Annotated in this window: 17 protein-coding genes; 13 read left to right on the top strand and 4 right to left on the bottom strand. The window is 47.7% G+C overall.

Translation table 11 applies throughout. From position 1 onward, the window contains the following. The first annotated feature begins 53 nt into the window (after positions 1–53). From MHH93_RS21725 to MHH93_RS21715, 3 genes are all read left to right on the top strand, one after another. Complete coding sequence (locus MHH93_RS21725) at positions 54–1,043, top strand: YhcN/YlaJ family sporulation lipoprotein (protein WP_500055714.1); 990 nt, start codon at positions 54–56, stop codon at positions 1,041–1,043. 246 nt (positions 1,044–1,289) lie between these two features. Next, positions 1,290–1,514, top strand: coding sequence for a helix-turn-helix domain-containing protein (locus tag MHH93_RS21720; RefSeq protein ID WP_017692532.1), 225 nt, complete (start codon positions 1,290–1,292; stop codon positions 1,512–1,514). A gap of 426 nt (positions 1,515–1,940) precedes the next feature. Then, complete coding sequence (locus MHH93_RS21715) at positions 1,941–2,480, top strand: DUF4303 domain-containing protein (protein ID WP_500055713.1); 540 nt, start codon at positions 1,941–1,943, stop codon at positions 2,478–2,480. A gap of 118 nt (positions 2,481–2,598) precedes the next feature. Here MHH93_RS21715 and MHH93_RS21710 read toward each other — a convergent pair whose 3' ends face one another. Continuing rightward, entirely contained in the window at positions 2,599–2,946 is a 348-nt protein-coding gene (locus MHH93_RS21710) for a hypothetical protein (protein WP_500055712.1), read from the bottom strand. Between the two features lie 227 nt (positions 2,947–3,173). On the opposite strand from MHH93_RS21710, the gene MHH93_RS21705 reads away from it, so the two are divergent. From MHH93_RS21705 to MHH93_RS21690, 4 genes are all read left to right on the top strand, one after another. After that, positions 3,174–4,037, top strand: coding sequence for a MurR/RpiR family transcriptional regulator (locus tag MHH93_RS21705; protein ID WP_500055711.1), 864 nt, complete (start codon positions 3,174–3,176; stop codon positions 4,035–4,037). Positions 4,038–4,046: 9 nt separating this feature from the next. After that, the gene (gene nagB, locus MHH93_RS21700; RefSeq protein WP_500055767.1) at positions 4,047–4,775 is read left to right on the top strand and encodes a glucosamine-6-phosphate deaminase; all 729 of its coding nucleotides are present in this window, start codon (positions 4,047–4,049) and stop codon (positions 4,773–4,775) included. Then, complete coding sequence (nagA, locus tag MHH93_RS21695; protein WP_500055710.1) at positions 4,772–5,986, top strand: N-acetylglucosamine-6-phosphate deacetylase; 1,215 nt, start codon at positions 4,772–4,774, stop codon at positions 5,984–5,986. The genes nagB and nagA overlap by 4 nt, the downstream gene beginning before the upstream one ends. Positions 5,987–6,092: 106 nt before the next feature. Beyond that, positions 6,093–6,464 carry a hypothetical protein gene (locus tag MHH93_RS21690; protein WP_278298463.1) on the top strand — a complete coding sequence of 124 codons (372 nt, stop codon included), beginning with the start codon at positions 6,093–6,095 and terminating at the stop codon, positions 6,462–6,464. Positions 6,465–6,971: 507 nt separating this feature from the next. Here the strand turns inward: MHH93_RS21690 and MHH93_RS21685 are convergent. The 3 genes from MHH93_RS21685 to MHH93_RS21675 all read right to left on the bottom strand — a co-directional run bounded on the left by MHH93_RS21685 (position 6,972) and on the right by MHH93_RS21675 (position 11,746). Then, entirely contained in the window at positions 6,972–8,552 is a 1,581-nt protein-coding gene (locus MHH93_RS21685; RefSeq protein WP_500055709.1) for an oleate hydratase, read from the bottom strand. Between the two features lie 161 nt (positions 8,553–8,713). Beyond that, entirely contained in the window at positions 8,714–9,349 is a 636-nt protein-coding gene (locus tag MHH93_RS21680) for a TetR-like C-terminal domain-containing protein (RefSeq protein WP_500055708.1), read from the bottom strand. A 1,041-nt stretch (positions 9,350–10,390) separates the two neighbouring features. Then, on the bottom strand, positions 10,391–11,746 hold the full coding sequence (locus tag MHH93_RS21675; RefSeq protein ID WP_500055707.1) for a dipeptidase: 1,356 nt from the start codon (positions 11,744–11,746) through the stop codon (positions 10,391–10,393). A 393-nt stretch (positions 11,747–12,139) separates the two neighbouring features. Between MHH93_RS21675 and MHH93_RS21670 the strand changes: the two genes are divergently transcribed. The 6 genes from MHH93_RS21670 (at position 12,140) to MHH93_RS21645 (ending at position 22,282) form a co-directional block, all read left to right on the top strand. Next, positions 12,140–14,371: an AraC family transcriptional regulator gene (locus MHH93_RS21670; RefSeq protein WP_500055706.1), complete on the top strand. Its 2,232-nt coding sequence runs from the start codon at positions 12,140–12,142 to the stop codon at positions 14,369–14,371. Positions 14,372–14,703: 332 nt separating this feature from the next. Beyond that, positions 14,704–15,633, top strand: coding sequence for an ABC transporter permease (locus MHH93_RS21665; protein WP_500055766.1), 930 nt, complete (start codon positions 14,704–14,706; stop codon positions 15,631–15,633). Between the two features lie 12 nt (positions 15,634–15,645). Further along, positions 15,646–16,533, top strand: a complete 888-nt coding sequence (locus MHH93_RS21660; protein WP_500055705.1) for a carbohydrate ABC transporter permease — start codon at positions 15,646–15,648, stop codon at positions 16,531–16,533. 18 nt (positions 16,534–16,551) lie between these two features. Further along, entirely contained in the window at positions 16,552–18,057 is a 1,506-nt protein-coding gene (locus tag MHH93_RS21655; protein ID WP_500055704.1) for an extracellular solute-binding protein, read from the top strand. A gap of 44 nt (positions 18,058–18,101) precedes the next feature. Continuing rightward, positions 18,102–21,455 carry a glycosyl hydrolase gene (locus tag MHH93_RS21650; RefSeq protein WP_500055703.1) on the top strand — a complete coding sequence of 1,118 codons (3,354 nt, stop codon included), beginning with the start codon at positions 18,102–18,104 and terminating at the stop codon, positions 21,453–21,455. Between the two features lie 17 nt (positions 21,456–21,472). After that, the gene (locus tag MHH93_RS21645; protein WP_500055702.1) at positions 21,473–22,282 is read left to right on the top strand and encodes a polysaccharide deacetylase family protein; all 810 of its coding nucleotides are present in this window, start codon (positions 21,473–21,475) and stop codon (positions 22,280–22,282) included. Positions 22,283–22,298: the final 16 nt, after the last annotated feature.

The raw sequence follows: 22,298 nt of genomic DNA, 5'->3' as shown, positions 1-22,298 counted from the left end.
GAAGCGCATCCTATCTTTGTGACCAAAACCAACATACATTGGAGGATGAGTACATGCCAGCAGTCAAAAAGGCAACAGCTATTACGTTATCACTGTCTACTGCACTCTTTGTAATGGCCGGATTGACAGGATGTGGTACGAATCGGGATACCAACAATATGCATACGCAAAGTGTTCGTCAGCAAGCCAATGGCATTAACCGTTATGGTGTGGAAACGAATGGCATGGACGGCATCCGTGCGAAAAGTTATCGCATGCATAATGTTACTGATCTGAAATCCAGTGAAGAGCTGGCCAAACGCATCACGGAGATGAAGGAAGTTAAATCCGCCCGTGTCATGTTAACGGATCGTAATGCATATGTCGCGGTTCGTTTGGCAGATGGTCATGCAGGCAAGTTGGAAAGCAAGTCCAATGGTCGTACAAGCATGCTGGATGGAACGATACGTAATCATGCGAGTGATACCATGCGTGGGGGCAATATGAACCGCGATATGGGTGGCATGCGTGTGAATGGCGGAACGGGTACAATGTCTCCGTACAGCACGAGCGGGATTGCACCAGGGCTGAACACGAATTCAGCAACGGATCGCAGCCATATGGGCAATGATCGTGGCATCTACGGCACGATGGGTACAGGAGCGGTTGGAATGATGCGTGGTCTCACGAACAGCGGCAAAGCACGTGGGACGAACGATGGACATTATGGAATGAAAAGTGAAGGACAACGTGTAGATAGCACGGATGATAACACATCAGCTGAGATTAAAGGCAAGATTTCAGCCAAGATCAAGCAATTTGCACCAAATATCGAGAACGTATATGTATCAGCCAATCCGGATTTTGTGGAGCATGTCGAGAACTATGCCACAGATATTCGTAACGGTAAACCCGTTAGTGGCATGATCGATACGTTCCAATCGATGGTGGAGCGTATCTTCCCAACAAACGGAACAGATACCAATCACCGTGATGGCATCCTTGACGATGGCCTGATGAATCGTAATCACAACGGTGGGGTCATGAACCGAATGAATCGGTAGTTCATAAGACAGTTGAACAAGTGTGCCTTTGCGCAGATGGTAACATCCGCTGCAGAGGCATGTTTGTTTTACAAAATTATTAATTACATATACAACTGCAGTTGTTCTCTTTGGACAATGAATCACATAATTACTGCCCATTTTTCTTATAAAACTGAACCAACGCCCTTGACTTGACATAAGATGAGTTGACTGTATCCCCTTAACCTTGTTACACCAAACAACCCGAGCAAGGAGGGGTGAACATTGAAGGGTATCGATCATAAAAGCAAATTTTTGTTGACCCACCGTGAACGCGAAGTATTCGAATTACTGGTTCAAGACAAAACAACGCGTGACATCGCAGGGCAGTTATTCATCAGCGAGAAAACGGTGCGTAACCATATTTCGAATGTGATGCAGAAACTCAATGTTAAGGGTCGTTCGCAGGCAGTTGTCGAGCTGATTAAGCTTGGAGAACTGAAGATTTAGCCTGCGAATTGCAGTTAGGATGAAGTAGCAGCATGAAAGCCTTTCTCTATTCTTTGTCATGAAGAATGGGGCAAGGCTTTTTTGCTGGTATGGACCATGGATTGAGGGAACTAACAATAAATTGAGGAACTATTCGAAACGTAGCATCGCTTGTTTTCATTATTTTACTAGGCCATAATGATTTACATATATGAAGTAGACGAGATTGTAGGTAAGGCTTGAAAGTGAAACAATAGCTTGAACAAATTGGGTTTGGGCAGAAATGACCTGAAGAAGCGGAGCGTTCGCCTTTATCCGCAGATTTCCACTTATATAAAAGTGATTCAAGAAATCTGGGGATAACAGCGATCAGAAGGTTATTCTGTCAGCGAAGTGGCAAGTGTAACGATTCGGTATTCTTATATAAAACATGAAAGGACGAGCTGAATGGACCGTTTCTTAAGTGAATTTGAAAAACAATTTAGAGCGGGGTTTCTCCCCGATCTGGAACAAACGCTGGCTAAAGTGCAGCATGAAAAAGTATATGCTTGTGCATTTGGCACGGACAGTGATTGGGTAACGCTGTTTATGGCGGTAAATACAGAAGAGTCCCTGGCGAGGCATATTTCGAATATGAAAGAGCAAGGACTGTGTGATAGTGAGGAGGACGAGATCTATTACAGATGGGGCTGCTCCGAATATCAATATGGCGAGGATACACACTTTAATCACATCAGCCGATTGTTGTATGCAACAGAAGAAGTTCAGGAGTATAAGGATGAGATCATTCGAATCATCGCCAAAGTTGTGAATGAGACAACAGATGACGTTTTTGCCCGATATGGACAAACCAAAGCAGATATTACGTTCTTTGTTTCTCTCACAGATGACGATCTGGCGGAGGAGATTGAGAACCAATCCGTTCATCAAATGACGGTACCCGGCTTAGTCAGCACGTTCTTAAAACGATATGATGACATGAATTAGAACGAGTTAAATCTTAGTATCTCGAAAGTCTTTCCTATTTCTTTATCTAAAGAAGGGAAGAGGCTTTTTTGTTTTAGCGTGAAAAAATGAAACAAGCGAATTGATATCATTTTATCACTTATAGCCCCCTATTCATTCGAAGGAACGTCCTCCATCTTTTCTTCGAAAATGGCTGATAAAAGAGCTGCTCCAGTTCCTCGAACTGTGCTTCGTTTAATTGAAGATGGAGCGCTCTTTTTGCTATTTTGGCCGCAGATATAGAAGAGGTTCTCCGTCCTCCAGCTTTTCGTTTGATTCGAATATGAAATTGCAGCAGGTCTTCGAGCTGACTCCAGCCTTCCCAACTGAGCCGACCTCCGCGTTTCCAGTCGATGGCATAGAGGGCATAATAGGCGTGTCCTTCTGTTTGTTTGGTAGCAATAATCCAGATGGAAGGAATAAGTTTTTTCCGTTGTCTTCGATTCATTGAATCGCTCCTTTTTTTAATACGATCATGTCTCGATTTTCAATATAAAGGATACCTATGATGTGTATCAAGCAGGTGAGTTTCTATACACGTTCAGTATCATTGCGAAAGTCGTGGGAAATTGCTCTTGATTTGCAGGATCGTCTTGATTAAAATAAAGTTATAAAAATGATTTTCTTATTTATTTAAAAATATATAAAAATAATTTTCATAAAAGTGAGGGCCTTATGGCAGCCATATTACGTGCGTTGCAGCAAGAACTGAATAACCTTCCGTCTCAGGAGCGCCGTATTGCGGAAGTCATTATGCAATCTCCATCGGATATTCCCGGCTGGACGATCAGTCATCTGGCAGAGCAGAGTGGCACAAGTGCGGCGACGGTGACCCGCTTTTGCAAGTCGTTTCATTTCAAAGGCTTCCCCGATTTCAAAATGAAGCTCGCCGCAGAATTGTCCCACGCTTCTGATGAAACGGCGTATCAGGATATTGTCGCGGGCAACCCGCTCTCCAAAATTGTTGAAGCAATTGAAGCCAATCACCTCGCGTCGATTGCAGATACGACCCGTTTGCTGGATCTGGGCAGACTGGAGCATGCCGTGCAGTTATTGTGCCAGGCTCGCCGCATTGATCTGTACGGTGTGGCGACCTCGTCCATTGTTACACAGGATTTCTATCAGAAATTGGTGCGGATTGGCAAAAGTTGTACTGCTTTCTCCGACTCCCATATGCAGATTACCTCGGCATCTTCGCTCGCTGAGGGAGATGTGGCGATGGCCGTATCCTATTCAGGAGAAACACCCGAAACCATTGATGCGCTGCATTGTGCTAAACAGGCCGGAGCTTCTACGATTTCACTGACTTCCTATGGCAGTAACACACTCGCAACGGTATCCGACATTCCACTGTTCACCTCATCTCTTGAGGAAGGCATGAGGCGTGGAGATATGGCTTCACGCATTGCACTGCTGCATGTGATCGATATTTTGTTCACAGGCATGGTAAGTGCCGACTTCGACCGTTTTATACCCAGATTGGAACAATCCTATCACAACGTGCAGTCCTATCGCGTACAACACAACGGAGGTGCCTGACAGATGAAGATGAATATCCGCATTTTTGAAAATGAAGAAGATTTAAACGCCACGGGTGCTGGCGTCATTGCCAGTTTGTTGCAGACCAAACCACGAGCTGTATTGGGACTTGCGACAGGAAGTTCTCCTGTAGGCATATATAAACAGCTTATCACGTTGTACCAGAAGGGGCTGGTTAGCTTCTCACAGGCTTCTTCTTTTAATCTCGATGAGTATGTTGGACTTCCAACAGAACATCGCGAAAGTTACCGCAGTTTCATGAACGAACAATTATTCCATCATATTGATATGGATCTTGCGAGAACGCATGTACCTGATGGTCAGGCTGTCGATCTGGAACAGGAATGTAAATCCTATGAACAGCGGCTGGACGATCGTGGACCTGTAGATCTGCAACTGCTGGGCATTGGACATAATGGTCATATTGGCTTCAATGAACCGGGAACTGAACTTACAGGAAGAACGCATGTCGTGGATCTGAAAGCCGAGACGCGAAAGGCAAACGCGCGCTTCTTTGACAGCATCGACGAAGTTCCGGCTCAGGCGATTACAATGGGTGTTGGTACCATTTTAAAAGCCAAACAAATTCTGCTCATTGCCCGTGGCGAGGAAAAAGCCGAGATTATTCGCGAAGCATTCATGGGCCCGATCACAACGGCCTGTCCCGCATCGCTATTGCAATGTCATCCAAATGTGGTGGTATTGCTGGACCGTGCAGCAGGGAGGCTGGTGAGATGACCGGAACGAATAGCCGTGAACCTGTGAGCCGGTATGATGAAAATATTTCGCTTCTCCGAGGCAGGATGCTCCTTACAGATGAGATATTGGAAGACGGTGTATTAGCTTGGAGGGATGGGAAGATCCTTTATGCTGGGATACCGGAAGGTCTGTCCGAACAAATCCGGAGAGAGGTTGCGCCCATACCTGTCCCGGAACGCGGCCTCATTGTGCCTGGATTCATTGATATCCATGTGCATGGTGGGAACGGAGAAGACTTTATGGACGCAAGTCCGGAGGTGTTGGACAAGATCACTTCTTTTCATAGTACGCAGGGAACAACAGCGATGCTTGCGACTTCCATGACCGCTCCGAAAGAGCGACTGGACAGCGTACTTGCTGAAGTGGACCGCTACCGTTCAGGCAAAATGCCATATGCACAGCTTGAGGGTGTACACTTGGAAGGTCCCTTTTTCAGTCCGAAATGGCCTGGTGCGCAAAATCCGGAACATATCATTCTTCCCGATGTATCCTGGCTTAAAGCATGGGAGAAGCAGTATCCAGGCCTAATCCGTCAAGTTACGTTGGCACCGGAACGTGAAGGCGCACTGGAAGTGATCTCATGGCTGCGTGAACAGCGGATTACAGCGGCACTCGGCCACACCGATGCGACCTATGAAGAGGTGGAGCGGGCAGTGGAAGCCGGACTGCATCATGCAGTACATACATTCAATGCCATGACTCCGCTGCATCACCGGTTACCCGGGGCTGCCGGAGCTGTGCTGAGTGATCCACGAATCAGTGCCGAGGTGATTGCCGATGGTATTCATGTACACCCTGCGGCGATCTCGATCCTCGCTCAGCTGAAGCAACATAACGATCAACTCGTGTTGATCACAGATGCTATGTCTGCTGCGGGATTAGATGACGGGGAATACAAGATCGGTGATCTGCCCGTCATCGTGAAGCATGGTGAGGCCAGACTGAAGGACGGCGGCGCACTGGCCGGAAGTACACTGACGATGATCCGCGGTTTCCGTTACCTGGTACAGGAAGTGGGCTTGAGTCTGAACGCTGCATCACGTGCAGCAAGTCTGACCCCGGCACGCCTGCTGGGCATTGATCACCGGACAGGTTCCCTGGCTCAAGGAAAACAGGCAGATATCGTTTTGCTGAATGCGGAGCTGGATATTGAGGTTGTGTGGGTGAAGGGCAGACGGGTTGGTGAGTAAGTTGTAGCATGGAAATGTTTGCGGAGAGGCAACACCTTGCACAATATGTTAAAATAGATCTCAAAAAGACGGGATCTGCGGATCACGCATAACGGAGGCGTGAAACATGGAACGTAACGCTATGCTCGAAAATGATCCGTTCATCACAGTGTTGGCGGAGAAGTTGCACATACACGGATACTATGCCTTTTATGGCGAGCATTACAATGAGACCGATATGGAGCTGTACCGCAAGCATCTGTTCACATCATTCAGCAATATCGTGTGGGTAGAGCTGGACGCACGCAAAAAGTATATGATTGTCGATCATCGCGGACGCAACACGGTCATGAAATTGATCGAAGGTATGCTGAACACCCGCAGAACATTGCGGGCGAATCAGGCCATGGCGGGGACAGATACTTCTGGAGTCCAACAGGAAATCACACATTTCTCCAAGCTTGTGCACATGCTGAAATTTACGACATTCCGCACATAATGGACTAGGATATCAACAACAACCTATCACTACGATTCCTTTTCTCATAAGTAGTTTTCTCCGAAGGCCGCTTAGTGCTAACGAATCTGTGAAGCCTTATTTGAATGATTTCGCTGTCATACAAAATATAACGAATCTCAGACACGCTATGTAATGCCATTTAGCGATAATCTGATACAAGATCAAGCCTACAGTACAAATAAGGCGTCTACGATTCGTTAGATTTTCAAACCTGCGAAATTACGAGCAATAAGGCTTGTGAGGTTCTTTAGACGACAGTTGGTAGTTGCCGATCTCGATGAAGGTTATTTATGTGTCGGGCTCAGATAGTAAAGGAGTACATGAAATAGAGAGTCCTGTCATCACTGACGGAACTCTCTATTTGCTTTATAAAACGACCTTTCAATCCAGAATCAGACGTATTCACCACGATTCATTTATTGACTCGATTTAACTCGTTCGACGAGAATCAAGCTTTTGTTATGCCTGAATCCTCATGCTAAACAGTTATCTAAACGATGTCACAAAACTGCTGAACAGCGTCCGAACATCATACTGGTACTGGTTAATCGGCTCAATCGGACGGTTCTCTCCGAGTAGAGTATAGACGGCGATTCGTGCTGCCCGGACTGAATATTCTTCGGTGAATACCACGTCATCGGGAATCTCGCAGAATTGGCTGATGAAGGCCAGGTTGGTAGAGCCTTCAGGCACAACCTTCGGTCTATCGCTGTTCAGTCTAGGCATGAATTGGGCTGTAATATAAGGCATCATGCATGGAATACAGTTGGCGGTAGCCATGATAGCTTCTTGGTGTTCTTGGAAACGAAGATGGCCAATTAACTCCTGCATAATCTCTTCCCCGGTACAATCGCTCATTCTTTTCTTCACGTAGTCACCCGCGTTATCCGGGTATAATCCGTATCCCCAGAATACGTTGACATGCTCGGGCTGGCCGCGGAAATGCGGCTGGAAAGCCAGAACGACGGACATGAACCAACTGGAATCCTTGAAAGTAACCAGAGCGCCTGTACCTGCCCGGTTGCGTGTGAATTTCTCCATCAGATCAAAGAAGACCGAATCCTGGAAGGTGACCGTAAACGACTCCCATTTGGACTCATGCACATGATCGTCAAAAGATGAAGGGTTGCCCAGTATCGGTTTCTTGGCGGCAATGTTCTCCCACAGCTTCCATGAGCTGCCCTTGCCATTCAGTTTCGGTGCGGAAGTCATGGAGCCGATATCAGCCCCTTCGGTCATCGAGCCGTTGGTGACTATGACCAGATCGCCTTCGTGGATGTTAATGACTTCCTCTATACCTCCCCTGAGCACATGCATCCGATTTACCGTAATGCTGTCGCCGTCTTCGAAATCCAGATCTGTTACGGTACATTTCAGCGTAAAATCAACGCCAAACGGTTCCAGGTAATTATAGAGTGGCAGGATAATTGAGTCATATTGGTTGAACGGTGTGCGGGTGACACCTTCCAGCGTCTGAATTCTTGGGAATTCGTGAAAAAAGCGAAGCATGTATCTTTTGAATTCCACGGCACTGTGCCAAGGTTGGAAGGCAAAGGTGGTCGCCCACATATACCAGAAGTTCGTTTGGAAAAAGTGTGGGCCAAACCAGTCGTTGATTCGCAGTTTACCCAGCATGTCTTCAGGAGTAATAATCAGTTTGCCCATCGCAAGACGGTCGGCCATATCAAAACCCATGGAGAGCACATCTTCGACCTTGCCGTCACGGTTAATGAGCCGCGCATTGGAATGTGTGGGATTGGCATCGTCAAATTCGGTAATCTCCTGTCGGACAGATATGCCCGGACGGTCGATGGAAGGGATGGACGCCAACAACTCCCACAGATTCTCATAAGCCTCGTCATTGAGCATTCGCCCGCCGCGGATGATATATCCTTGATCGGGATTACCAGCGCCATCATTGCTGCCACCGAGAATCGGCATTTCTTCGATAATGTGAATGTGTTGTCCTGGAAAGCCACAATCTCTGACTAGATAAGCTGCACCCGCCAATGATGCAATGCCGCCGCCTACAAAATAGACCTGTTTATTACCGTGTTCTTTCTTCACGATCAATTCGCCTCCAAAAGGTTCTGTAATCACATCCCTAATGTAAACCCTGGGGATCCTGAAAGGTATGATCAAAAGAACGAGAGTGTCCAATTTTTGGTCACTTTTGAAAAAGTGTCTAAAGATCATGCTTGGAACACATGTAAAAAAAGCCGCCTATCCTAATTGGATGGCAGCTTATTCTCATACTTGTGCAGAGCCCTCAGGACACTGCCTTCGATCAGCTCACTGAGTTTCTCGATAATCTGTTTTGGCGGTTCTTGCATGCCGCCCCTCATCCATTGAATGATCAGCCCGGTGAAGGCCAAGGTATAAAAGTTCGCGACGAACTCTTTGTCCTCACTGCGGACCTTAATCCCGCAAGTCAACTCATCAATAACACCCATGATCAGATCATAGGTTACTTCATAGAGGTATGTATCCAAGTGGGTGCGCCCGAGCGAGTCGAGTGTATTGCAACAGAACGTTTTGTTGTTCTCGATGTAACAAAAGATTGTATAGAATCCGTCCGTCCATGTGTTGTAGCTTCGGTACTCCGTAAGACTCTCCACCGCTTCAGTCTGATAGATCCACCCAAGCAGCGCGTAAATATCCTGAAAATGATAATAAAAGGTTTGCCGATTCAATCCGCAATGATCCACCAGATGTTTGACTGTAATCTTGTTCAGCGGAGTATGCTCCATCAGTGATTTAAGCGAGTAAGCCAGCGCATGTTTGGTTAGGTGAGAAGCAGACACAATAATCACCTCATCATTTTGGATTAGCTTGCTTGGGCGCAACAGCAGGTAAACACTCATGGCAAAAGCCCCAAAGCGAAGTCGCTGAACATAAGCAAGTCAAAACGCAGGAATCCCGAAAGATCCTCCCATTCAGATATCCCCGTGGCTGACCACCCTTGTAGTGAAGCAGGGCACCTATAGCTATTAAGGCATTTGTTACCCGATCCGCACCATGTGACTCCACCAGTGGATATTCCAGATATCAACCGTTCCAAACCAAATGCCGAAGTCCTTCACTTATAATCTGACGATCACAACCCTTTAAAAGTCAGGCCTCATCAAAATCATTCACCATAAAGAATCAGAAGTAAAAGTAAAGCGGAAACTTGGAACCTAGTGAAAATACCAAGTCCATCTAAAAGAGCTGATAAGCCGTCGCGTATGTTATCTCTAATACACTAAACCATTCAGACCAAGACTCCGTCTATAAAATCAGTCATAGGAAGAACTACAACGAGTGAAGAAGAAAAAATCAAAAATACAGCCCGAGAGCCCGAAGCCCATCGTTTTGATTATCTGCTACACTAACCCATCAAATTCACACCCAATCCTTTAAAGCAGCCCTGATAAAGCAAGTTAATACATAACGATTGAGACAACATTCAAAGAGTCGCCATCAGCCAATGTTTTTTAATTCTTTCCCTATTACTGGTGCCCGATAAAAGCAAGTCTCCATCATGAAAACAGCCATTGAAAAAAACTACATATTCGCCAAAGCCTCAAAACCCCAAAGTAACAAAGCAACAAAAACACAAGAAAACAAATGAAAAAAATCAAATCAAAAAAGAACGACCCGAAGGCCGTTCTTTTGTTCTCCTTATTACCTAACCCATATAAAAAGTTAGGATCAATCCTAAAATCAGTCCGCGAGAGCTGCAACGTAGTGGAGGGGACGAAATCGATTCTGAAGAAGCGGAGCGCTCGCCTTTATCGTCGGATTTTACCCTTTGAGAAGGGGAATCCAAAAAAATCCGACGATAACAGCGATCTAAAGAACGATTCGGCACCGGAACGTCACGTCCGCACGATCTCAGCATGAACTGGTTTTAAACGCGATGATTACAAACTTTTCAAAAACCGAACAATCGTCAACAACCCTTTATCAAAATTCTCCAGGTTGAAATGCTCGTTTGGTGCATGCAGATTCTCATCCGGCAAACCAAAGCCCATCATGACAGCAGGGATTTCGAGTACACGTGAGAGCTTCTCTACAATCGGAATGGAGCCACCATCTTTGGTAAAGAGGGCACGAACGCCGTACACGTGCTCATACGCATCTGCCGCTTTTTGCAGGATGGGATTGGAAGGATCGGTGTTGAAAGCAAAAGCTTTCTCGATCTGTTTCACATGAAGCGTTGCACCCGGTTGAACATGAGCGCGCAGATGTGCTTCGATACGATCCAATACATGTTGTGGATCTTGGTCCGCCACGAGGCGGCAGGTGATTTTGGCATGAGCTTCCTTCGGAATAACCGTTTTGCTGCCTTCACCTTGGAAACCACCCCATACGCCGTTCAGTTCCAATGTTGGACGAGCGCCAACACGTTCCACGAACGAGTAACCTTCTTCGCCGTACAATTGTTCCAGTCCGAGGTCTTGACGAAGCTGTTCTTCATTGAAGCCCTGTTTCACAAATTCTTCTCTCATCTCAGGAGACAGTGGCAGAACGCCATCGTAGAAACCATCTACACTTACACGGCCTTGCTCATCATGCAACGAAGCGAGCAGGGATACGAGTGCGTGCAGTGCGTTCGGTACACCACCACCAAATGAACCGGAGTGCAAGTCGGTATTGGCTGTGTTCAGATCCACGTGAAGCGAGCATAGGCCACGCAGGCCAGTGGAGATCGCAGGTTTTCCTTTTTCAAGCAGGGATGTATCCGAGATCAGTACCATGTCTGCACGCAGCTTGTCCGTATTGTCATTCAGATAGATGGGCAGGTTCGGGCTGGAGATTTCCTCTTCGCCTTCGATGCAGAACTTAACGTTAACCGGCAGTTCTTTGTTTTCGGCGAGAATGGCTTCTACTGCCTTGATATGTAGGAAAATCTGTCCTTTGTCATCCGTTGCACCACGAGCGAACAGCTTGCCATCACGAACGGTAGGTTCGAAAGGAGGTGTCTCCCACAGGTTAAGCGGATCAACAGGTTGTACATCATAGTGACCGTAGATCAGGGCTGTCGGTTTGCCGGGGGCATGCAGGTGATCTGCATAGACAATCGGATGTCCAGCCGTTTGAATGACCTCTACGTTTTCCATACCTGCACGTGTGAGCGCATCTGCTGCCCATTGTGCTGCACGATTAACATCCTCTTTATGCTCTGAAATGGCGGAGATACTCGGAATGGACAACCATTCATTCAGTTCTGCCAGGTGTTTTTCTCTATTTTGTTCAAAGTAAATCTGTTCTTTCATTAAAAAGGCCTCCTTCAAGTTTGCTTTATCTCATTGTAATCCATTTTGTCATGTTAATAAAACATTGGTTAAAAAAATGATCGGTTACAGATCGTTTCATTCACCTGAAGATTGTGCGTATAATACAAGAAAAGGATTTCATCCATATATTCTCAGGGGAGTTGAGGAAGTTTCCATGACAGTCAGACCCGATGCAAGCAGGCAGGCAGGTGAGCAGCGATGGAACCGACAAGGAGTGATCGAATATTTGGCAGATTTAAGCGGTTATCCGATTTAAAATCGGGAAGGCATAAGGGACGATTTTATCGAAACAGTCTCATTCTTATTTTACTCATTGCCAGCATTCCCGGGCTCATCACAGGGATCGTGATGTATCAACAGGTGGTTGGCCGGATGGAAACCGAATTCAATCGGATGCATCAGAACCAGATCGAGAATCGGGCACGCAATGTGGATGATCAACTGGCCTATCTGGAGATGAACTTATCTCATTGGGCTTTTGAACCCAGGTTTGGCAATGCACTACGAACGCTGGATTTTGTGTATTATTTCAATGAAACGCAGGAGATTGTCACTACATTATATGTATTACAAGGTTCCCACCCGTTGATCAAGTCAGCACAGCTGTATTTGCATGAACCGAAGCCGATCTTGTTTAATCGGGATTATACCGAATTGAACGATGAAGCCAAGGTACAAGCGTATGATCGATACCTCTCCATGGGCAACCACGTGTACTGGACAGACTGGGTTTCGGGCATCAACCGAGATACGGCGCCTTCGACCAACAATAGTCTACTGCATACGGATGCAGGTAATGCACTGGTTCTTGTACATAAGATTCCGGGGGAGAGCATGAATCCATTTGGTGCACTGATTATTACGTTGGATAACGAGAAAGTCGCCAGTTTATTGAAAACGCTTACTCCTTATGATGAAGGTTTAACGTTCCTTATGGATCAGGAAGGCAACACATTGGTTACCGGGAATCCGGGAATGGTGGGGGAGACTTCTGCTTTTGAGCAGCAGCTAAAAGAAGAAGTGGCCCTGCATGCAGACAGCCGTTCATTCCTGTTCCGATATGAGGATCAGACCTATTCCGTCTCGTACGGCTCGTTGAGTCGAATTGATTCGGACTGGACCTATGTTTCCGCTGCACCTTTGACCTCAGTCACTTCGCCAGTCAAGCTGGTATCCAAGATCATCGTCATCGCGAGTGCAGGCAGTCTCATCCTGGGATTATTGTTATCGTGGTTTGCTTCCCGCCGCATCTATTCGCCTGTAGCACGGATGCTGCACCTGCTTACGCCTGTCCGAAACGAAACAATATCAACGGATGAGAAGCTGGACGAGTTTGAGCTGCTGGAGCAACAATGGAACGAACTGACCTCCAGCAGTGTAGCGGCACATCGCCAGTTGCAGGAGCAGCTTCCCCATCTGCGCGACAGCTTTGTCTTACAACTTGTACAGGGTCATCTATATGCCTATAACGAGCAGGATCTCCAGCAGCGCATGCGTCATCTCGGATTTGAACTGGAGGGTCAGCAGTATTTGCTGGTGCAGATGTATTTTACGGGATATGAGCAACTGCAAGGTAGATTTGGAAGCCAGGACACGGGTTTAGTCACCTTTGCAGCAGTGAATATCACACAGGAAGTGGCAAAAAATCATTTCAGGCAGATCAGTGTCATGAACTTTCATGACCTGTCTTCCGCCATGCTTGTGATCGCTCCTCAGGACGAACCTGTGAAGTCACAAGCGATGTTATGGGGACAGGAGCTCGTGGAGGTCATTGGACGAACGCTCAAAATGAAGGTGACCTTGATGATCAGCCGCCCAGCAGCCTCACTTCAGGAACTGCCCGGACGATTCGTCGAGATGGAACAGGCCGTGGCATATCGCAGTGTGGAGGAAGGAAGTCAGATTCTCGATCTGGAGGATGAGGCGTGTTTCCGCAGAAACGAAGCAGCTTCCTATCCGCTTGGGCTGGAACGGGAGTTGCTACAGGCGGTCAGACTGGGCAAACAAGCCGAAGCGGAACGTGTGCTGGAGCAATTCATGAGTGAGATTACGAGGGCAGGAAGTACCGAATTCCAAGTTCAGCAGATGATGCTGCAATTGCTCGGCAGTATTCAGCACATGATGCTGCAAACGGGGGTCACACCTTACAAGCTGTTTGGTGGGTGCAACATGTATGAACGACTATCCGGTATTCGTGAACCTGTCCAGATGAGACAATGGATGATGAATGAGGTATTCACACCGTATATCCAAGAGATCGAAGCACGATCCCAGGAACCGCTGAAACAGGTGGTCGAACGAACGATGTTGTATATCGATACGCATTACCGAAGCGACATTTCGCTGGAAAACTGCGCTGACGCTGAGCAGATGACACCTTATGCACTGAGCAAGGCTTTCAAACAGGTATCTGGCATTAATTTTATTGATTATCTGACACGTGTGAGAATGGATGCAGCGAAGCAATTGTTACGGGAGTCAACGATGAAAATCAATGATGTTGCCGTGGCTGTAGGATATCAGCATAGTTATTTTAATCGGATTTTCAAGAAACAGGAGGGAGTTACCCCGAGTCAGTATCGTGAGCAATGGTTCGGACAATAACCGTTTATCCGTCTTTCATTTCTGACCGTCATCCAGCTTTAGCGGATGACGTTTTTTTCTTATTTTACCGTAATACAAAGAAGGATAAACCTGCAAAAATGTGCAATTCTATCTGCTACGATATGTCCAATATCAAGGAAGAATGGCGTTATAGCGGGCTTCTCGACCATCATGTCGTAGCCATGCAAAAAATGAAGGTTGCCGGAAACCGAGAGGCTGTATAGTCTGAATAACAGATAAATTGATAACGCTTACAATGTTGTGGAAGGGGAGACGTGATGAACGGGAAGACGGACTGGAACACCAACGCCACGGCAACTGCTCAAGCAGATATGGCCACAAGTTCAATGAGACGAGAGTCGAACTGGAAAAGGCAGTTCAAACGAAACAAATGGTTATATGTGCTTGTGCTTCCTGGCTTTTTGTACTTTGTCATCTTTAAATACTTGCCTATGTGGGGGATCATCATTGCCTTTCAGGACTACCAGCCTTTCCTTGGCATTCGGGAGAGCAACTGGGTGGGGCTAGAGAACTTTACGAACTTTTTCTCCAACCCGGACTTCTTCCGACTATTACGTAATACGCTGGTTCTTGCCCTGTATGATCTGATCTTTTTTTTCCCGGCACCGATCATTATAGCTTTATTATTAAATGAAATTAGGGTCGCTTTCTTCAAAAGAACGATTCAAACGCTGGTCTATGTCCCCCATTTTGTATCCATGGTGATTATCGCCAGTATCACGTACGTGTTTCTTACCCCGCAGGGCGGGGTGTTATACGACCTGATCGCCTGGATTACAGGCAAGCCTATTGATGTACTCTCCAGTCCGGGTTCGTTCCGTCCGCTGATTATTGTTCAGATGATGTGGAAGGAGATGGGGTGGGGCACAATCATTTTCTTGGCAGCCCTCGCAGGTGTCGATACGGAACAATATGAAGCCTCCATTGTGGATGGCGCCGGACGATTACGGCGGATGTGGCATATCACGCTTCCAGCCATTCGTACGACCATAGTCATTTTACTCATTCTCAGACTGGGGAACTTCCTCGATACCGGATTTGAGCAGATCTATCTGATGACCAACTCCCTCAACCGGGATGTAGCGGACGTATTTGATACGTATGTGTACACGGTAGGGATTACGCAAGGTGCATTCAGTTACAGTACCGCTGTTGGACTATTCAAGTCTGTGGTGGGGATTATCCTGGTGCTTGGCAGTAATAAACTTGCGAAAAAATTCGGCCATCCCGGAATTTATTAAGGAGGAGCGCCCATGAACAGCCGTCTATACAACAGCCCTGCCGGCAAGGTATTTGATATCTTCAATTACGTCATGCTGGGGATTCTGGGCATATTAACTGTCCTTCCGTTCCTGTATATTATAGGGAATTCTTTCGCAACGGAAGCCGAGATTACCGAACGCCATTTTTTCCTCATTCCGAAGGTGTTTTCCTTCAGTGCATATGAGTATATCTTTTCATCGTCCACGATCTTTCGCAGCATTGGTGTTTCCATTTTCATCACGGTGGCAGGTACACTGGTGAATCTGTTCTTCACCCTGACGATGGCCTATCCCCTATCCAGAAGTGACTTCTGGGGCCGTAACGTCATGATGAACATGGTGATCTTCTCTATGTTATTCGGCGGTGGCATGATCCCGACGTATCTCGTTATTCGTGGACTGGGACTGCTCGATTCTTACTGGGCCCTTATGCTTCCTGGCGCGATCAGCGCTTTTAACTTAATAGTAGTCAAAAACTTTTTTCAGCAAATGCCGCCCGGGCTGGAGGAAGCGGCCCGCATCGACGGCTGTTCGGATCTCGGCGTGCTGTGGCGAATCGTACTGCCTTTATCGAAGCCGGTCATTGCTACGTTTGCCTTGTTTTACGCTGTGGGACATTGGAACAACTTTTTCTCGGCACTGCTCTACATTTCCGACAGTGACAAATGGCCGCTGCAAGTCATGTTAAGACAGATTGTATTGCTCTCGCAAGCCAGTGTCGGAGATATGGCGAATATGGACCCCAATTTTGTACAGCCACCAGAGCAGTCGATCAAAATGGCGGTAATCGTTGTAGGTACCATTCCGATTTTGCTGGTGTATCCGTTTTTGCAGAAGCATTTTGCCAAAGGTGTCATGTTAGGTTCAATCAAAGGCTAAAGCCAAGGGGGAGAACGTATGGGACAAAAAACGGGATTCAAAAAAGGGGCACTGTTACTCTCGGCGTCACTGGTACTTAGTACAATTCTGGGCGCATGCTCCACGGACAAGGCAGATTCAGGGACCGCTGCGGGTGGCACCGATCAGCTCACGATTATGCTGCCGAACTTTGAAGCGGAGAATCCGCCGGACAACAGCCCTGTGATTCAGAAGCTGGAGGAATTGACCAAGGTTGATGTTAATCTGCAATGGGTCCCTAGCAGTTCCTATGAGGACAAATTCAATATTACACTTGCCTCGGGTAAGCTGCCTCAGATTATGGTGGTCTTAGGGAAGTCTCCGAGTTTCATTAATGCGGCACGAACCGGAGCATTCTGGGAACTGGGTCCTTATCTGAAGGACTACCCGAACCTGAGCCAGATGAATGAAATCATCACCAACAATGCCTCTATCGATGGCAAAACGTATGGGATATATCGGGCTCGCCCTCTGGGACGTAATGGGGTGACTATCCGTAAGGACTGGCTGGAGAATCTGGGGCTGGAAGAGCCGAAGACGATTGATGAATTTTACAATGTATTGAAAGCGTTCACGAAGGATGACCCGGATGGTAACGGAAAGGATGATACGTACGGTCTGGTAGCCAGCAAATTCATGGGCCCATGGGATAACATGCAGGTGTGGTTCGGTGCCCCCAACAAATGGGGAGAGGATGGAAACGGGGGGCTAATCCCTGCGCATGAGACACCAGAATACATGGAAGCGCTGAAATTTTTCCGCCAGATCTACAGCGAGGGTCTGGTGAACAAGGATTTTGCCGTGATGGATGCAACGAAATTGCCTGATCCATTTGTGAACGGGCAAGCGGGTGTCATGGTGGATGTAGCAGATAATGCGCAGCGTATGGATCAGAAGATACTCGATAAAGATCCGAATGCGACAGGACGTGTGGATGTGCTGCAAGCCATGGAAGGTCCGAAGGGGCTGCGTGATATGCCAACGTCCGGATATTCCGGAATGATTGCCATCTCCAAAGGCAGTGTCAAAACGGAAGAGGAACTGAAGAAGGTACTGCGCTTCCTGGATCAACTCAATGAACCAGAATTGCAGGCGCTGCTTGGGAATGGACTGGAAGGCAAGCAGTATGAGAAAAAAGAAAACTACATCATTCCTTCCACTGACAAGCTTGCTCTCCGCGATCTGCAGGGCTTGAATCAGATATTGATGTTTGTACCGGAGGACAAAACCCTTCGCGTGCAACAGACACCTGTCCGTGAAAAAGTTGCACAGGTACAGAAAGCCAACGAAGAGATTGTCATTGCCAACCCTGGTGAACCGCTGATCTCGGATGTGTACGCCCAAAAAGGACCGCAGCTGGACAATATCATTAACGATGCGCGAATCAAATATATCGTAGGACAGATTGATGAGAAAGGATTCGAAGATGCTGTTGCTCTGTGGAAGAACAATGGCGGAGACGATTATGTGAAAGAAGTTAATGAACTTTACGCTGCGCTGAAGTAGTTGGAGACCAATCATACTCTTGAACAGGCAGGGAGGAAGGCGACATGTGGAACGGGGATGCATTTAAAAATCCCGAGGCGCAGTACCGGGTTCATCCCTTTTGGTTCTGGAACGGGGATATGGAAGAAGAACAGATTAAGCGGCAGGTGGCTGAGATGGCCGTGCAAGGCGTGGGTGGATTCTTTATCTGTCCACGTCAAGGACTGCAAATTCCCTATCTCTCCGAAGCGTGGTTTGATAAGGTGCGGATTGCAGTGGAAGCGGCGGCCACTCACGGCATGCAGGTATGGTTATATGACGAATATCCATATCCAAGTGGGATGGCTGGCGGAGAAGTGACCCTTGATTTCCCTGAAGCGAAGCAGCGTCAGCTCATGCATCACCAGCTGGTGGTTCAGGGCGAAGAAGTTGTGAATCTGGAGCTGCCATGGGGACGAGTATTGGTTGCCAAGGCGATTCCTAAGGATGCACAGGGTAAAAAATTATGGCATGAATCCATCGATCTGCGCAGCAAAATCGGTAATATTCAAACGGATCAGGTGTATCAGGAAACAGGACTCACATCGTATAACCGCAAGCGGTTTTTCACCTACCGTACAGCATTTCAATTGTTGTGGGATGTTCCCCCGGGTGATTGGGAGTTGATTATATTTCAAGAAATGGAGATCGACGATTTCAAATATTACGGCAACTTTGTTGATCCTTGCCACAAGGACGCGATGAGTCGTTTTATTGAACTGACGCACGAGCGTTATAAGTCAGCGGTTGGAGATCAATTTGAAAGCGTAATCAAAGGCATGTTCTCGGATGAGATTGCACCGCTGGGCCCTATCCCCTGGTCCCAACAGCTTCCCCGTTATTTCAGCGAGCGTTGTGGTTACAGTCTGATCGATTCGCTACCAGCCCTGCTATATGGTGATATTCCGGACGCGCATCGAATTCGGTATGACTATTATCAGTCTCTGCATCTGCTTCTCAGGGAGTCCTATCACAAACAGGTGCATGACTGGTGTGAGGAAGCGGGAATCCAGTACGCGGCAGAGGTACCTGGCGTACGGATGACTACCCAGTTGTTCAGCCATATGCCAGGTGGTGATTCGGCACATGAGAAAATCGGACGATCCTTATCGTGGATTCTGGAACGTTACGGCCAAAAGATGCGTGACAATCCCAAGATGGTCAGTTCACTTGCCAGACAACTGGGCCGAAGTCGCAATCTGATTGAATGTTTTCACAGTGTAGGCTGGTCCATGACGCTACAGGATGCCAAGTGGATGATTGACCGAATGGCCGCCATGGGCACCAATTTCTATAACTTTCACGCCTTTTTCTATACGATCGGTGGTCTTGCAAAACATGATGCACCGCCGTCTCAATTTTTGCAGAATCCCTACTGGAAGCATTTCCGGCAGTTGGGAGATTACACTGGACGATTGAGCTATCTCATGAGTACCGGAGCAGCAGACATTCGTATTGCTGTACTTGACCCAACGACGACATTCTGGAGTCTGATGGGCAATCCGCTGCATGGATTCGAGTATAGCGGCGAGGACGAAGCTGAGCGGGTGCAACTGAATCGTCTGACGAAGGACTGGATGCGAATCACGACCCATCTGCTCGAAAATAGACGCGACTACGATCACCTTGATCCCGAATTGCTGGCTGAAGCTGACTTAACGGATGGTATCATTCAGATCGGCGTTGCCCGTTATGACGTATTGATTCTGCCACCGATGCTGAACCTGGAGGCTGCGGCCTGGGAACAGGTGAAGCGATTCGTTCAGCAGGGCGGAACGGTCATCTCTGTTGGGATGCCTCCGCATATTGCCATCCAGCTGGGAAGTCCGGAGGGAGATGAAGCTGCCCAGTTCTTTGGTGCGGGTAAACAGCCGCACGAAGTGTACTGGGGTCGAAGTGGGGCAACTGATCATGATCACCGTGAATCCATGTGGCATCAGGGTGAGGGCAATGCGTATTTCTTACCCGCAGGAACGGGGAAAGGAGATGACTTTTCGCTGGAGTTAATCTGCCTCCTGCTCGATCAGGTATTGCCCGAACCCATCTGCTGGATTATGGAGGAAGAGAGCGCCTCCCTGTTGATGCATACCCGTCAATTGTCGGCTGGTGAGCATATGGTTTTCTTGACCAATCAGGAGGGACAGCAATTAAAGGGTCAGTTGAAACTGGTCGCCAGAAAGCTGTGGGATGGAGAGGAACTGGCGGAGAATACTTGTCTGTTGGCAGAACGACTCGATCTGGAGACAGGGCAGCTTCAGGTATTGCCTTATACGAGTAGTGGCGGGGAATGGTGCATCACACTAACACTAGCGCCTTTCGAAGCGCATGCTGTACGCCTTACTTTACAACCTAAGAAGGTAGAGACGGTACTAACGAAGGTGGACGTCACAGACCCAATAAATTCGACATTCCAAACGGATGTTTCAGCAGAAGTGCAGCAAGCCACTAAGATCAGTATTCCTGCGGAAGGACCATGGCGACTGGACACGGTGCAGCCCAACATTTTGCGAATGGGGCATTTCCACCTTCAGGCCTCCAATGCTAATGGTGTGATTCTGGAAAGCCAGCATATAGCTGTGAAACCGTTTATTGATCAGGCGGCAGAATTATCGGAGCAGCAGCATCTGCCAGTCCAGTTTAATCAGGTGTTTGGCACACCGAAAAAGGCATCCGTTGCTTACCCGATCGAGTGCCGTTATACAACCACATTTGAGCTGAGAACAGCATTGCCTGCATGCCTGTTATTTATGGACAGAGCGGCGATTTCGGGCACTTGGTCGATAGAGATTAACGGGCAACCGCTCGAAATAGAACAATTCGATCCAATCGAAATAACCGACCACAATAATATCGCTTGTGATATTACAGAACGGCTTCACAGCGGTCTCAATGAAATGACGGTGATTGTGCAGGTGACGAAAGATGAGGATGGTATCGTTGATCCTCTGTATCTGCAAGGGAGATTCGGGGTGGAGTTCCATCGTGAAGGCATGGCTTCGCTCGTACGGGAGTCAGATACTGCCCTTCGCATCGGACCTGAACCTCAGCCGTTGTATCCTCATTTTGCCGGGGAGATGAGTTATAAACGCACCTTCTGGGTGGATGAGCCTGGGCATGGTATTACCTTGTTTGAACTGGAATTCAGCGATTGGCGGGTGCAGGATGTAACGGAAGTGCGGGTGAACGGACAGAGTCTGGGTATACGATGCTGGTCTCCGTATCGCTGGAAGGGAGATACAACATGTTTGCGTCATGGGGAGAACGACATTGAGGTGCGGATTACCAACACATTGATTGGCTTGCTGGAAGGCACGTATTTTGATTCAGAACATCATCGCTTACAGGATGCAGGTCATGTACCTGCTGAAGAATTCAGATAAAGGAGTGGAATTAGGGGATGGGACATCGTATTCAGTTTGACCGCTATCCAGGCGGTGTGATGAAAGCGCTCACGCTCAGTTATGACGATGGAGTGATTCATGATCGAAGACTGGTGGAAATCTGTAATCAGTATGGACTGCGGGGGACATTTAATCTGAACTCGGGTACGCTAGGCAATCCAGGCCGCATTGATTCGGGCGAAGTCGCAGAACTGTACGCTGGACATGAAGTAGCCGTTCATACCGTTACGCATCCTACGCTGCCTTATGTTCCGAATGAATTATTGACCGAAGAGATTATCGAGGACCGAAAAGCGCTGGAGAAGCTTGTCGGTTATCCGGTACGAGGCATGGCTTATCCCAATGGAGGATACGACCGTACGTTAAGTACAAAGCTGGAGTGGCTCGGCATCGATTATGCACGTACCGTTGAGTCTCATGGCAGATACACACTGCCAGACCGGCCGCTTGAATGGCATCCGACCTGTCATCATAATCATGATTTGGCGGGGCATGCCGATCGTTTTATCCAGCATTCCAAAACAGGTACACCACTATTACTCTACGTCTGGGGTCACAGTTATGAGTTCAATGACAACGACAACTGGGAGATCATCGAACAGTTCGGTAAGCAGATTGGCGGCAGGAACGACATCTGGTACGCGACGAACATCGAAGTGATTGCCTACTGGAAAGCGGTGCAACGACTGGAGTGTTCAGCCGATCGATCCATCATTCATAATCCGTCTGCCATCCCGGTTTGGTTCACGGCAGATCAGCAGGTAGTTGAAGTGCAGGGCGGGGAGACATTGCGGCTAAGGGAATGAATCAAGGTATAAGGAA

Origin of the sequence: Priestia sp. FSL H7-0729, from assembly GCF_038005685.1 — a bacterium.
GTDB lineage: Bacteria > Bacillota > Bacilli > Paenibacillales > Paenibacillaceae > Paenibacillus.
Note: the sequence above shows the minus strand (reverse complement) of the source record. Positions and strands in the feature narration are given on the sequence as shown.

Excerpts from the sequence above, each read along its gene's own strand:
- MHH93_RS21670 (WP_500055706.1), top strand. The coding sequence starts at position 12,140 with ATGGAAACCGAATTCAATCGGATGCATCAGAACCAGATCGAGAATCGG.
- MHH93_RS21710 (WP_500055712.1), bottom strand. The coding sequence starts at position 2,946 with ATGAATCGAAGACAACGGAAAAAACTTATTCCTTCCATCTGGATTATT.
- MHH93_RS21655 (WP_500055704.1), top strand. The coding sequence starts at position 16,552 with ATGGGACAAAAAACGGGATTCAAAAAAGGGGCACTGTTACTCTCGGCG.
- MHH93_RS21675 (WP_500055707.1), bottom strand. The coding sequence starts at position 11,746 with ATGAAAGAACAGATTTACTTTGAACAAAATAGAGAAAAACACCTGGCA.
- nagA (WP_500055710.1), top strand. The coding sequence starts at position 4,772 with ATGACCGGAACGAATAGCCGTGAACCTGTGAGCCGGTATGATGAAAAT.
- MHH93_RS21660 (WP_500055705.1), top strand. The coding sequence starts at position 15,646 with ATGAACAGCCGTCTATACAACAGCCCTGCCGGCAAGGTATTTGATATC.
- MHH93_RS21665 (WP_500055766.1), top strand. The coding sequence starts at position 14,704 with ATGGCCACAAGTTCAATGAGACGAGAGTCGAACTGGAAAAGGCAGTTC.
- nagB (WP_500055767.1), top strand. The coding sequence starts at position 4,047 with ATGAATATCCGCATTTTTGAAAATGAAGAAGATTTAAACGCCACGGGT.
- MHH93_RS21650 (WP_500055703.1), top strand. The coding sequence starts at position 18,102 with ATGTGGAACGGGGATGCATTTAAAAATCCCGAGGCGCAGTACCGGGTT.
- MHH93_RS21715 (WP_500055713.1), top strand. The coding sequence starts at position 1,941 with ATGGACCGTTTCTTAAGTGAATTTGAAAAACAATTTAGAGCGGGGTTT.
- MHH93_RS21645 (WP_500055702.1), top strand. The coding sequence starts at position 21,473 with ATGGGACATCGTATTCAGTTTGACCGCTATCCAGGCGGTGTGATGAAA.
- MHH93_RS21690 (WP_278298463.1), top strand. The coding sequence starts at position 6,093 with ATGGAACGTAACGCTATGCTCGAAAATGATCCGTTCATCACAGTGTTG.
- MHH93_RS21725 (WP_500055714.1), top strand. The coding sequence starts at position 54 with ATGCCAGCAGTCAAAAAGGCAACAGCTATTACGTTATCACTGTCTACT.
- MHH93_RS21705 (WP_500055711.1), top strand. The coding sequence starts at position 3,174 with ATGGCAGCCATATTACGTGCGTTGCAGCAAGAACTGAATAACCTTCCG.
- MHH93_RS21680 (WP_500055708.1), bottom strand. The coding sequence starts at position 9,349 with ATGAGTGTTTACCTGCTGTTGCGCCCAAGCAAGCTAATCCAAAATGAT.